The 12,522-nt window shown below is 33.5% G+C and carries 11 protein-coding genes and 2 pseudogenes; 8 read left to right on the top strand and 5 right to left on the bottom strand.

Annotation, left to right across the window (positions count from 1 at the left end; translation table 11 throughout):
* Positions 1 to 6 precede the first annotated feature (6 nt).
* On the bottom strand, positions 7 to 1,347 hold the full coding sequence (locus QO200_RS01630; RefSeq protein WP_371535546.1) for a cytochrome c3 family protein: 1,341 nt from the start codon (positions 1,345 to 1,347) through the stop codon (positions 7 to 9).
* Between the two features lie 217 nt (positions 1,348 to 1,564).
* On the opposite strand from QO200_RS01630, the gene QO200_RS01625 reads away from it, so the two are divergent.
* The 5 genes and pseudogenes from QO200_RS01625 to QO200_RS01605 all read left to right on the top strand — a co-directional run.
* A complete protein-coding gene (locus tag QO200_RS01625) occupies positions 1,565 to 1,954 on the top strand; it encodes an SPOR domain-containing protein (protein WP_371535543.1) in 390 nt (129 codons plus the stop codon).
* Between the two features lie 140 nt (positions 1,955 to 2,094).
* Positions 2,095 to 2,889, top strand: coding sequence for a transposase (locus tag QO200_RS01620; RefSeq protein WP_371535541.1), 795 nt, complete (start codon positions 2,095 to 2,097; stop codon positions 2,887 to 2,889).
* Positions 2,886 to 3,209, top strand: coding sequence for a transposase (locus QO200_RS01615; RefSeq protein ID WP_371535539.1), 324 nt, complete (start codon positions 2,886 to 2,888; stop codon positions 3,207 to 3,209). The genes QO200_RS01620 and QO200_RS01615 overlap by 4 nt, the downstream gene beginning before the upstream one ends.
* A gap of 30 nt (positions 3,210 to 3,239) precedes the next feature.
* A pseudogene (locus QO200_RS01610) lies at positions 3,240 to 3,434 on the top strand (transposase); the annotation flags it as partial.
* A gap of 62 nt (positions 3,435 to 3,496) precedes the next feature.
* A pseudogene (locus QO200_RS01605) lies at positions 3,497 to 3,718 on the top strand (transposase); the annotation flags it as partial.
* Positions 3,719 to 4,660: 942 nt separating this feature from the next.
* On the opposite strand, the gene QO200_RS01600 reads toward QO200_RS01605, so the two are convergent.
* The 4 genes from QO200_RS01600 to rimP all read right to left on the bottom strand — a co-directional run bounded on the left by QO200_RS01600 (position 4,661) and on the right by rimP (position 10,316).
* Positions 4,661 to 4,918 carry a hypothetical protein gene (locus QO200_RS01600; protein ID WP_371535536.1) on the bottom strand — a complete coding sequence of 86 codons (258 nt, stop codon included), beginning with the start codon at positions 4,916 to 4,918 and terminating at the stop codon, positions 4,661 to 4,663.
* Between the two features lie 656 nt (positions 4,919 to 5,574).
* Complete coding sequence (infB, locus tag QO200_RS01595; protein ID WP_371535534.1) at positions 5,575 to 8,475, bottom strand: translation initiation factor IF-2; 2,901 nt, start codon at positions 8,473 to 8,475, stop codon at positions 5,575 to 5,577.
* A 109-nt stretch (positions 8,476 to 8,584) separates the two neighbouring features.
* Entirely contained in the window at positions 8,585 to 9,838 is a 1,254-nt protein-coding gene (gene nusA / locus QO200_RS01590) for a transcription termination factor NusA (RefSeq protein ID WP_371535531.1), read from the bottom strand.
* Between the two features lie 13 nt (positions 9,839 to 9,851).
* Entirely contained in the window at positions 9,852 to 10,316 is a 465-nt protein-coding gene (gene rimP / locus QO200_RS01585; protein WP_371535528.1) for a ribosome assembly cofactor RimP, read from the bottom strand.
* 175 nt (positions 10,317 to 10,491) lie between these two features.
* Here rimP and QO200_RS01580 point away from each other — a divergent pair, with 175 nt between their 5' ends.
* The 3 genes from QO200_RS01580 to QO200_RS01570 all read left to right on the top strand — a co-directional run.
* Positions 10,492 to 11,316 carry a universal stress protein gene (locus QO200_RS01580; protein WP_371535525.1) on the top strand — a complete coding sequence of 275 codons (825 nt, stop codon included), beginning with the start codon at positions 10,492 to 10,494 and terminating at the stop codon, positions 11,314 to 11,316.
* A gap of 105 nt (positions 11,317 to 11,421) precedes the next feature.
* Positions 11,422 to 11,784, top strand: coding sequence for a transposase (locus QO200_RS01575; protein ID WP_371535523.1), 363 nt, complete (start codon positions 11,422 to 11,424; stop codon positions 11,782 to 11,784).
* Between the two features lie 196 nt (positions 11,785 to 11,980).
* On the top strand, positions 11,981 to 12,522 hold a 542-nt coding region (locus QO200_RS01570), incomplete at its 3' end, for a transposase (protein WP_371535520.1).

Raw genomic sequence — 12,522 nt, 5'->3', positions numbered from 1 at the left:
ATTTGATTAATAGTGACATTTACCACATTCTAATCCACCCATTTGCGCTGCAGTCAATTTGTCAACACCGTATTTCTTAGAAAGTTCTTCATGAATTTTTGTATAATATTCATTCCCTTCCATTTTAACATCAGTTTTTCTATGACAGTTGATACACCAGCCCATTGTTAGTGGAGCAAATTGTTTTTGAATCTCATATGTTTCAACCGGACCGTGACATGTTTGACACTCGATACCAGCAACAGTTACGTGTTGCGAGTGATTGAAATACACAAAATCAGGTAAGTTATGAATACGAACCCATTTCACAGGCTGTGATTTTCCAGTGTAAGACTGAGTTGATTTATCCCAACCTACCGCTGTATATAATTTTTGGATTTGCTCATCGTAGAACGCTTTGCTGTATTCTGGAGTAGCAGTACTTTCAGCAACTTCAGCAATGTTTTTATGACAGTTCATACAAACATTTAAAGATGGAATACCAGCATTTTTACTTACCCTAGCAGCAGAGTGACAGTATTTACAATTGATTTCATTATCTCCAGCGTGAATTCTATGAGAATAATGAATCGGCTGAATTGGCTCGTAATTTTGATCTACACCAACTTGCATCAAGAAACCGTAAACAAAATACGCACTAGCTAACAATAAAAATATCGCAGTAACTAATACTAAAAATTGATTTTTAGCAAATGCTTTCCAAATAGGTGTAGTAGCCGTTTTCGGAGCTACCTCTATACCATTTGCTTTAGCCACTTTTCTTAAAACATTATTCACTAAGAACAACATAACAACTAACATAGCCATTACAAGAGCAAGAGCACCTAATACAACACCATTAGATACACCACCTTGATCAGAACCACCAGCGACCGCAGTACCAGGAACTGGAGCAGGAGCCTCAGCCTTAACTTCAGAAGTATAAGCAATTATATTATCAATGTCACCCTCAGAAAGCGCAGGAAACGCTGTCATAGCGACCTTATTATTCTCTTCATAGACCTTAACAGCTGCTGCGTCTCCTGATTTTATCAGTTCAGCGCTGTTATGAATCCACTTGTAAAGCCATGGCATATCATGCTTACCAGCAATACCTCTAAGCATTGGACCAGTCGCTTTAGCATCAAGCTTATGACATGCAGCACAATTTGCATTAAAAAGTTCTTTACCCTTAACCGGGTCACCACCTTGAGTAGCTACTGGAGCCTCAGTTGCGGCTGCTGGAGCTTCACTTGCGGCTGCTGGAGTAGCATCTTGCGCAAATGAAGTTAAGGAAAACGTTAGCATTAAAGCTAAGCTTAAAAATAGTTTCCTTGAGTTCGAATTATGGTTACCCACCTTTTTCATAAAATATAATGATTATCTACTAAAAATTGGCACAGTTTTTTCTATAAAAACTTATATAAAAACTGCTCCTTTATTTTAAACTTCGACAAAAATACGACTTATGAACTATTCTCAAAACCTTAAAATAATCTTAATTTCAATTTATAACTATTCTAAATAATAATTATGCTTTACATTTATTCATTAAATACTACTTTTACCTAAAAACCAAAACGTTATGAAAATAATAACAATAAAAAATATCTTTTATTACTCCCTTATACTGAGTATACTATCCAGTAATTTAAAAGCACAAGACCGAAATCTTACTATTACTCAAGACCCAAAATTTGAGCAACTATTAAATGAAAAAAGAAAAACAAACGTCTCAATAACTGTAAATGAACGTTATAAAATTCAAATTTTTAGTGGTGACAATGACAAAGCTAAAAAGACACTAAACGATTGCAAACAAGATTTTTTAGATCTTGACGGTACTATAGTCTTTAACACTCCTAACTATAAAGTTTGGGTAGGTAATTTCAGAACAAAGATCGAAGCAGAACGCAATTTAATTAAGATTCGTAGAAAGTACGAAAATGCCTATTTAATAAAACCTCAGAAATAAAAATACGGAAGATCAATTTCTTTAAAAAGATTTTAGCAATTGTATAAAACAAGAAGAGACTGTCCGAAAAGTAATTTTCGGGCATTTTTTATGTTATAATGCTGACTTTTAGTCATATTTAAGAACTCAAAATAACATTTATGCAGCCCATTTTTAAGCACCATTCAGTGCATCAGCAAGAACTTTTTCCATTGAATTTAAATGCTTTAATTTCAGAAAATCACTCCGCTAGATTAATAGACTCTGTTGTTGAAAGATTAGAAATACCTGATATTATTTCACAGTATAAAGGTGGTGGTTCTTCTAACTATCATCCTAAAATGCTTCTTAAAGTGCTTTTTTACGGATATTTAAACAATACTTATTCTTGTCGAAAAATAGCTAAAGCAGTTAAGGAAAACATTTACTTTATGTGGCTTTCAGGTGGCTTACAGCTTGATTTTAGAACCATAAATGATTTTAGAGGACAAAAATTAAAAGGGAACGTCGAAAAGCTTTTCAGTCAACTCGTTGAGATGATGGTTGATTTGGAACTTATTAGTCTTGAGAAACAATTTATCGATGGAACCAAAATTGAAGCCAATACACATAAATATAGTTTTGTTTGGAAAAAAGCAGTTGAAAAAAATAAAGAGAGACTTCAAGGTAAGATAGATGCTGTTTTGGCCGAAATTGGCCAAGCTATCGAGTCAGACATCATGCATACTGATAATCAAAACGAAACAAAAATTGATAGTCAGAAATTAGAAGAGAAAATTCAAACTATAAAAAAAAAAACAAAAGCTGAATTTTTAACCAAACAACAAAAAAAGGCAGTCCAAAAATTAGAAAAGAACAACTACCAAAGCTTAAAGAGTACGAGCAACACCTTGAAATTCTTGGAAATCGAAACAGTTATGCCAAAACTGATAACGACGCTACTTTTATGCGCATGAAGGAAGATCACATGATGAACGGGCAATTGAAACCAGCCTATAACATTCAGATTTCTACAGAAAATCAGATTATTACACACTATTCTACTCATCAAAAATCTACTGATTTTACAACCTTAGAGCCACATTTAATTGGTTTTGAGGATGCTTACAAAAAACAATCTAAGCAAATCGTAGCCGATGCTGGTTATGGAAGCGAAGAGAATTATCAACTACTTAAAAACAAACAAGTTGATTTTTTTTTCCGTATAATATGTATCGAATTGAACAAAAACGAAAGCACAAGAAAAATTTATTCCCCGCACAAACCTTTTTTATAATACTTAACGGACTTTTTAGTTTGCCCGCTAGGACAAAAAATGACCAATATTTATACTAAACAATCAAAAACAACAACAGGTTTTTTACAACACCATTATGTATATCAAGCTGTTAATTGTGAAGGATGCTCAATGTGGGGACAATGCTATAAAGGCAAGGGAAATAGAAAAATAGAAATTAATCATCATCTTCAAAAGCTCAAAACTCAAGCAAGACAAATTTAGAAAGTGAATTAGGAAAAGGAATTTACTCTAAAAGATGCATAGAACCATAACCTGTTTTTGGAAATATTAAGCAAAACAAAGGATTTAAACGTTTTACATTAATCACATTAACCAAAGTAAATATTGAATTTGGTTTAATTGCTACTGCTCACAACTTTTCTAAATGGATAGCAAAAATACGTTTGCATAATTTTAGACCTGATTTGGGCTTCAGAAACCAACCGAATAACCCTTTAGAACAGTTTTTGATGATGAATTTCAAATGTTCAATAAAATATCAATGAATCAATATGAGATAAAAAACAAAGAGGCTATCTTCTCAGACAGCCTCTTGTTGTTTATCCCATATTTTGTTCACATGTTGCTAAAGAATTAAAGTCGACAAACACTGCATCTCTTGCAAACTTAATATGAACTCATCGCTAACAGACGCGGAATTCATATTTAAACTATATTTCTCAGGATACACTCCAGTAATCAACTACATTAGTACTAACTATCAATAGCTCTATATGCGAAGCAAATCCATCCCTTAAAAAGCCCCTAAACCACCAATAAAGTCTATTCCAAAATCTATTTTTAAAAGAAAACATTACGCCCTACTGGTTTACTCTTTATTCAACACATTTTTTATCCATCCTTTGAAAAACATACTTAAAAAAAAACTGGTTTTATCTGACTTCTCATAGTCATCGATTTCATTTTCCTTTCAACAAGAAGAAACTATTATAATCAAATAAAAATCCAAAAAGATTAAACGGTAAGTGCACGTAAGTTGTTCTTTGCGATAAACTAATTAACCCTTTCGCTATAATTTTAAAAACTACCGTTAATTTTTTTTGGGGTTTCCCTTTCAAATATTAGCAGGTTTAACATCAATTTCAGCTTACCATAACCGTCTTGCCACTACTCATTATTAGAGTTAAAAAACTCACTAACACATCAAGAAAAAGGGATAGCATTTAACCTACCCTAAACCTACTGACTCTATTTAACTAAATACTGCTTTTCCACCGCGATTCCAATAAGTAAATCACAATAACATCTTGACAGATACGTAATCTCTTTCTAAAAAACTATTACTTCCACAACCCTATATATAAACTTTATTTACAGGCAAAATTTTAATATTTCCGTATCAAGTTTGCTATTTTAATTTATTCTCATTCGTGTATAAAGATTGTAAATCTGTACAACGAATTTTACGGCATAACCAAGCGATTGAATTAATCAACTTTTAGATCATTAACATAATAAGAACCTAAGTAGTCATCGTAGGTTATTCCGAAACCGTCTTTGAAAAGAAAATAGGCTACACACAAATTATTAACTCCTACTAACTTAGTATTGATAAGAAACCTCTTACTATACGCACTTTTATAAGCATATTTAAGAAGAAAATCAGTTCTATCTAATTTATTGAAATCATTCTCAATGCTATTGTCTATTTCTAAACAAACTTGATTCGTGGCATATACTTTCATAAAAACTTTCTGACTTAAAATATCGTTAAAAAAACAACATATAGTTTTTTCTTTGTAAGTTTTCAATTTTTTCATTTTCTATTGAATATGATTTATGATAATCAATTTATTTCCTTTTGAACAAGAAGTTAATAATATCACTATTAATAAAAACCTAATTAAAAATAAAAGACAAACTTTAATGTACAATTTTTTTTGGTTCAACCTAATTTTTACAGCTATAAATCCCTAAGAACAATTAGAAAATATTTTGATAATACCTTATTCTATTTCTCCAATGTAAAAGTTTACAATATCAATGTACACCTTGTCTACGAATTACAAACCTACGTCATAATTGCACAAATAAAATACACACCCAATCCATCAATCTATTTTTCGCCTTATTCCACAAGTTCTTGCTTTACGTCACTGGAAGACAATCTTCTGTGTCGTTCCAAAACAATATCACCACTTTATATACAAACATCAAACCCAAAACTAACTATATTAATACCACTTAGTACACCTTTTCCAGATTCAAACATATCAATAAATTAGCACCTTTTGCAACAAGCTAACTATTTTCCTCTTTAGCATAATAATTCTTTAAAAGTCAAAACAAAAAAAATCCCGACGAATCGGGATTTTTTAAATTTCTTATATAAATTAAAATACTATTTCAATTTTTTCTTAATTGCAACTTCATGATAAGCTTCAATAACATCTCTTTCTTCAATGTCATTATAACCTTTAATTTGAATACCACAATCATAACCTTTAGATACTTCTTTAACATCATCCTTGAAACGTTTCAAAGCACTAAGCTCACCTGCATGAACAACAACACCATCACGGATAACTCTAATTTTAGAATTTCTTGCGATTTTACCGTCCATAACCATACAACCTGCAATTGATCCTACTTTAGAGATTTTGAATATCTCTCTAATTTCAGCAGTACCAAGAATTTCTTCTTTCATCTCAGGAGCTAACATTCCTTCCATTGCATCTTTTAAGTCATCAATAGCTGCATAGATAATAGAATAGTAACGAATATCAATTTCTTCTTTGTCTGCTAATTGTCTTGCATTTCCTGCAGGACGAACATTAAATCCGATAATGATTGCATCTGAAGCAGAAGCCAACATAACGTCAGTTTCAGTAATCGCTCCAACACCTTTATGAATGATATTAATTTGAATCTCTTCAGTAGATAATTTAGAGAACGAATCAGATAATGCTTCAACGGAACCATCAACATCTCCCTTAAGGATCACGTTCAACTCTTTAAACTGACCTAATGCAATTCTACGTCCAATTTCATCTAATGTAATATGACGTTGAGTACGAACAGATTGTTCACGCATTAATTGAGAACGTTTTGATGCAATTTGTTTTGCTTCTTTTTCGTCTTCGAAAATATTGAACTTATCACCTGCAGTAGCTGCTCCGTCAAGACCTAACACAGATACTGGAGTAGAAGGTCCTGCTATCATAACAACATTTCCTCTTTCATCATGCATCGCTTTGATCTTACCATGATGTTTTCCAGCCAACATATAATCCCCAACTTTAAGTGTACCGTGTTGTACTAATATTGTAGAAACATATCCTTTCCCTTTATCTAGAAAGGCTTCAACTACAGTTCCTTGCGCCGCTTTGTTTGGATTAGCTTTTAAATCTAAAACTTCAGCTTCTAATAAAACTTTTTCTAATAATTCTTTTACGCCAGTTCCTACTTTTGCAGAGATATCTTGAGATTGGTATTTTCCACCCCAGTCTTCAACAAGTAAATTCATACCTGCTAATTTCTCTTTAATTTTCTCAGGATTAGCATTTGGCTTATCCACTTTATTAATTGCAAATATAATTGGAACACCTGCTGCTTGAGCATGGCTTATTGCTTCTTTTGTTTGTGGCATAATATCATCATCCGCAGCAATCACAATAATAGCGATATCCGTAACTTGAGCTCCACGTGCACGCATCGCGGTAAACGCCTCGTGACCTGGTGTATCAAGGAAAGCTATTTTTTGACCGTTATCCAAAGTTACTCCGTAGGCACCAATATGTTGTGTAATTCCTCCAGATTCACCTGCAATAACATTTTCTTTACGAACATAATCCAATAAAGATGTTTTACCGTGATCGACGTGACCCATTACAGTTACTATAGGTGCTCTGAAAACTAAATCTTCTTCCCTATCTTCTATAACTGCTACATTCTCTTCAATATCAACAGTAATAAATTCAACTTCATAACCAAATTCATCAGCTACGATTGTCAATGTTTCTGCATCAAGACGTTGATTCATGGTAACCATGATCCCAAGAGACATACATGTTCCAATAACCTTAGTAATTGGCACATCCATCATTATTGCAATCTCACCAACAGTAACAAATTCAGTAACCTTGATAGTTTTACTTCCTTCGTCTATTGCTCTTTGCTCTTCATCAGATTTCTGACGGTGCGTATCTCTTTTGTCTCTTCTGTATTTAGCCGCTTTAGATTTACCACCTTTTTTACCTTGAAGTTTCTCTAAAGTCTCACGGATTTGGTTTTTCACTTCCTCTTCTGTAGGCTCAACTTTTGCTACAATAGCAGGTCTGTTTCCTCTTACGAATCCAGGTCTTGAACTTCTATTCGCATTAAAACCACCACCACCAACATTTGGCGTAATCTTATTAGGATTTGGTGCACCAGGAACTCCAGGAGGTCTAGGCGTGCCCGGTTTAGGAGCAATTCTTTTACGTTTATTTTTATTAGCCGCTCCAGCAGCACCGGCAGCGCCTGGCTTATTTGGAGTGATTTTAGGCTCTTCTTTTTTCTTCTTCGGTTTATTAAACTGAGACAAATCAATTGTTTGCCCTGTTAATTTAGTCCCCGACAATTTCTGATATTGAGTTGTAATAGCTTCCTCAACTGGAGCTTCGTCCGTTTTCGGAGTCGCTTTTTCTTCCAAAACAACAACTTTTTTCTCTTCTTTTACTGGTTCCTTAACTGGTTCCTTAGTTTCGACAACAGGTTTTACCTCTTTTTTGTCTACAGCTACTTTTTCCTGAACCGCTTCTTTTTCAACTGGCTTTTCAACTGGCTTTTCTGTCGAAGTTTTAGCTTTGGGCGCTTCAATTTTTTCTGCAACAACAGGAGGCGCCGGAGGAGTTGGCGTAACTGGAGCTGGAACAGCAGCAGCCGCTTTTTTAGGATTAAGATCAATTTTCCCTACTTGAACAGGTCCCGCTATAACAGCTCTCGCTTTTATAACTTCTTGTTGTTGTTTAAGAATCTCTTCATCATGCTTACGCTTATCTTCGATTTCTTTCTCTCTCTCAACACGTAAAGCCTCTTTTTCTTTCCTTTTCTCTTCTCCTACTTCTTTTGAAGCTTCTTTTTTACCTCTGTCACCCGCAAATTGACCGCACAAGACATTGTATACATCATCAGAAATTTTTGTGTTTGGATTCGCTTCAATAGCAATCCCTTTATCTTTTAGATAATCCACAGCTCTTTCCAAAGAAATATTCAACTCCCTTAAAACTTTGTTTATTCTAATAATTCTCTCTTCAGACATAAAACCTTTTTATTATTACCTTTTTTGTTATTCCTCACTTTACTTCTAACTCCATCTTATCGACCAAGAAAATTATAAAGTGGCATGTTTATCGTTGAAGACACATTGACTAACTATCAAATTCTTCTTTCAATATTTTCATTACATCTAGAATTGTTTCCTCTTCTAGATCAGTTCTTCTTACTAAATCCTCCACATCCTGTTTCAAGATACTTTTTGCCGTATCTAAACCAATTTTTGCAAATTCTTCAATAACCCAGCTTTCGATTTCATCTGAAAATTCTGTTAATTCAACATCATCTTCATCAGCAGTTGCGCCAGCAACATCTCCTTCTCGTATAACATCTAACTCATAACCAGTCAAAAGACCCGCTAATCTAATGTTGTGCCCACCTCTACCAATCGCTTTTGAAACTTCTTCTAATTTCAAGAAAACCTCTGCTCTTTTAGTTTCTTCATTTATCTTAATTGAAGATACTTTTGCAGGACTTAGCGCTCTTGTTATATACAATTGAATGTTACTTGTATAATTAATAACATCTATATTTTCATTTCCTAATTCACGAACAATACCATGAATACGAGATCCTTTCATACCTACACAGGCACCTACAGGATCAATTCTATCGTCGTAAGTTTCCACAGCTACTTTTGCTTTTTCACCTGGAATTCTCACCACATTTTTAACCATAATCAAACCATCAAAAACTTCAGGAATTTCTTGTTCAAACAATTTTTCTAAAAACTTCTCAGAAGTTCTAGACATAATAATTTGAGGTTTGTTCCCTTTTAATTCAACGCTTTCAATAATTCCACGAACATTATCTCCTTTGCGGAAAAAATCAGATGGAATTTGTTTTTCTTTTGGCAAAACAATTTCATTCCCCTCATCATCTACTAAGATAACAACTCTAGGTCTTACATGGTGTACTTCAGCGGTATAAATTTCTCCAATTAAATCTTTAAATTGTTTATAAAGATTCGTATTGTCGTGCTCATGTATTTTAGAAATAAGATTTTGGCGTAAAGCCAAAATAGCTCTTCTTCCTAAATCTATTAATTTCACCTCTTCAGAAACCTCTTCACCAATTTCAAAGTCAGCTTCAATTCTTCTAGCCTCTGTTAAAGTAATTTCTTCGTTTTCAAAATCTAAATCTTCGTCCGCAACAATAACTCTTCGTCTCCAAATTTCCATATCTCCTTTATCAGGATTTATAATGATATCGAAATTATCGTCTGAACCATATTTTTTCTTCAATGCATTTCTAAATACATCTTCCAAAATTGCCATAAGCGTTACACGATCAATAAGTTTATCATCTTTAAACTCTGAGAATGAATCGATTAATGCTAAATTTTCCATGCGAATTCTTTAATTAAAATGTTACTGTAACAATTGCTTCTTTTATATCTGCGTAAGGGACCTGTAGTGTCTTTTCAACCGTCTCTTTACCCTTACCTATCTTTTTAGGCTCTCTTGCTTTCCACGACAAAATTACAAAATCATCATTAGCTTCCACTAATTCCGCTTCAATATTTTCTGTATTAGTTTTCACAATCAACGTTCTACCTATATTTTTCTTGTATTGCCTGATCTTCTTCAACGGCGAAGAAACCCCTGCTGAGGCAACCTCCATTGAATAATCCTGCTCTTCTCTGTCTAAACTTGCGTCTATTGCGCGACTGATATCGATACAGTCCTGCAACACCACACCATTGTCATCGTCTAAAGTTATAATAACTTTAAAGGCATCAGTGATGGTAAGGTCTATCAAGAAAAGCGATGGCTTTTCTAAAAGAGCTTCAGTCAACAATAAATTTATCTTTTCTTTAAATGTCATATTTTTTATAAAAAGAGGGGACACTTAGTCCCCTCATTATCTAGATTTTAATAAATAACGGTGCAAATATAGTGTTTTTTTTATAAATCAAATTGATTGCGTGCCGTAAAAATATTTCTTATCTTTATATATGTATTAAAATAACGAATTTTCCCATAATTTAAACCCTCTAATTATGAAACGAATTTTAGTCCCAACCGATTTTTCGGCGCATGCAGAAAATGCATTAAAAGTCGCGGCACAAATTGCAAAAAAGAGCAATTCCGAAATACTTCTGCTACATATGTTGGAAATTCCAAGCCAAATGAATGACGCCATAACTACAGCCACAAGTATTCCTGACGTGATGTTATATATCAAGAAAGCAAACGAAACTCTTCATAAATTAAAAGAAAAAGAGTACTTAAAAGGAATACAAGTGACTGAAAACGTGAAATTTGAGAGAGCTTTTAACGGGATCCTATCTTTTAGCAAGGAAAGCCAAACTGATTTAATAGTCATGGGATCACACGGTGTATCCGGAATTGAAGAAATACTAATTGGCTCTAATACTGAAAAAATAGTTCGATTATCAGAAGTCCCAGTTTTAGTAATTAAAAAAGGCACCACCAAATTAAAAGCAATGAATTTTGTTTTCGCATCTGATTTTTCGAAAGAAATAAAAAAACCTTTCAAAAAAATGATTGAGTTTAGTAAAATATTTGACGCTAAATTAAATTTAGTGATGATTTGCACGCCTAATAGCTTCAAACCAACTCAACTTTCAGAGAAGATAATGAATGATTTCGTCGCTGATTTCAATATCACCAACTACTCAACCCATATTTACAACGACATCAATATCGAAAAAGGAATAATTAATTTCTCAAAAACCATAGATGCTGATTTGATAGGATTATGCACCCATGGAAGAACCGGGTTAGCTCATTTTTTCACAGGAAGCACAGGCGAAGATTTAGTAAACCACGCCGTCAAACCAGTAATAACATTTAAGATATAAATCACTACTCCGTAATCTCACTGTTTTAAAATAAGCTAGGATCAAGTCTAAATGTTGTGGGGAAATATATAAATAACGACTTTTGCAATTATAAAATATGTCTCAATGCAAGATTCCTATAGCGAACTTATCAAGTTATTATTACCTGAAATCATAGTTGATTATTTCGAGCTTACTTCCTATAAAAAGGGAGAAGAAATACTCCACCTTTACTTAAAAGAGGTTAATTCGATTCCTAAAGAATATCGACAATCTAAATTAAGTTCCAAGGGATTCTTTGACGAGATAACAGTTCAGGACTTCCCAATTCGAGGACATCAGGTATACCTTCACATTACACGCAGAAGATGGCTTAATGAAGATACAGGACAAGTAGTTTTTAGAAATTGGAATTTAGTAGCAGACGGAACTCGAGTAACACAGGAGTTCGCGTCTTTTTTAAAAGAGATCAATAGATTCGCACCCTAATGACTGTAATGCTATTGCTTCTTTCTATGGGGTTACTGGTAAAAAACTACAAAATCAATATAAAGATTTTTTAAGTGACTTCAAAATATGGAATCAAAAACCACACGCAAAAGATTGGCTTATCTTTCCAGAGAACTTAGGCAAACGTTTATCGATAGACGAAACGGCTCTTTCCAATGGAGAACTCTACACTATTTTGACCAACAAAGCAGCAAAAGGAAAGAAAGGAACCATAGTAGCTATGATTGCTGGAACTAAAGCTCAGACTGTCATCGCTATTATCGAAAAAATACCGCTTAAACTACGAAATACAGTTTCTGAGATAACTCTTGATATGGCAGCAAACATGGGATTGATTGCCAAAAAATGTTTCCCTAACGCAACTCGCGTCATAGATAGATTCCATGTGCAAAAACTAGCATTAGAGGCTTTACAAGAAATCAGGATTAAATACCGCTGGCAAGCCATTGATCAGGAAAATGAAGCTATAGAAAAAGCCAAGAAAAACAAAAAAAAGTTTGAACCTTATGTTTTGACTAATGGAGATACCCTTAAGCAATTACTAGCCAGAAGTCGCTATTTCCTATACAAAAACAAATCAAAATGGTCCAAAAACCAAACAGAACGAGCCATAGTATTATTTGAATTGTATCGGATCAAGCTCAAAAGTTGGGGAGGAATTAAATATTCCCGAGATTTACAGAAAAAAATAAGACTTGGAAAATTATATAGAACTTC

Source organism: Flavobacterium sp. Arc3 (assembly GCF_041431375.1).
GTDB lineage: Bacteria > Bacteroidota > Bacteroidia > Flavobacteriales > Flavobacteriaceae > Flavobacterium.
Note: the sequence above shows the minus strand (reverse complement) of the source record. Positions and strands in the feature narration are given on the sequence as shown.

What these genes read in the sequence shown, in the direction of transcription:
- QO200_RS01625 (WP_371535543.1), top strand. Translation starts at nt 1,565, where the DNA reads ATGAAAATAATAACAATAAAAAATATCTTTTATTACTCCCTTATACTG.
- QO200_RS01620 (WP_371535541.1), top strand. Translation starts at nt 2,095, where the DNA reads ATGCAGCCCATTTTTAAGCACCATTCAGTGCATCAGCAAGAACTTTTT.
- infB (WP_371535534.1), bottom strand. Translation starts at nt 8,475, where the DNA reads ATGTCTGAAGAGAGAATTATTAGAATAAACAAAGTTTTAAGGGAGTTG.
- QO200_RS01575 (WP_371535523.1), top strand. Translation starts at nt 11,422, where the DNA reads ATGCAAGATTCCTATAGCGAACTTATCAAGTTATTATTACCTGAAATC.
- QO200_RS01580 (WP_371535525.1), top strand. Translation starts at nt 10,492, where the DNA reads ATGAAACGAATTTTAGTCCCAACCGATTTTTCGGCGCATGCAGAAAAT.
- rimP (WP_371535528.1), bottom strand. Translation starts at nt 10,316, where the DNA reads ATGACATTTAAAGAAAAGATAAATTTATTGTTGACTGAAGCTCTTTTA.
- QO200_RS01630 (WP_371535546.1), bottom strand. Translation starts at nt 1,347, where the DNA reads ATGAAAAAGGTGGGTAACCATAATTCGAACTCAAGGAAACTATTTTTA.
- QO200_RS01615 (WP_371535539.1), top strand. Translation starts at nt 2,886, where the DNA reads ATGAAGGAAGATCACATGATGAACGGGCAATTGAAACCAGCCTATAAC.
- nusA (WP_371535531.1), bottom strand. Translation starts at nt 9,838, where the DNA reads ATGGAAAATTTAGCATTAATCGATTCATTCTCAGAGTTTAAAGATGAT.
- QO200_RS01600 (WP_371535536.1), bottom strand. Translation starts at nt 4,918, where the DNA reads ATGAAAGTATATGCCACGAATCAAGTTTGTTTAGAAATAGACAATAGC.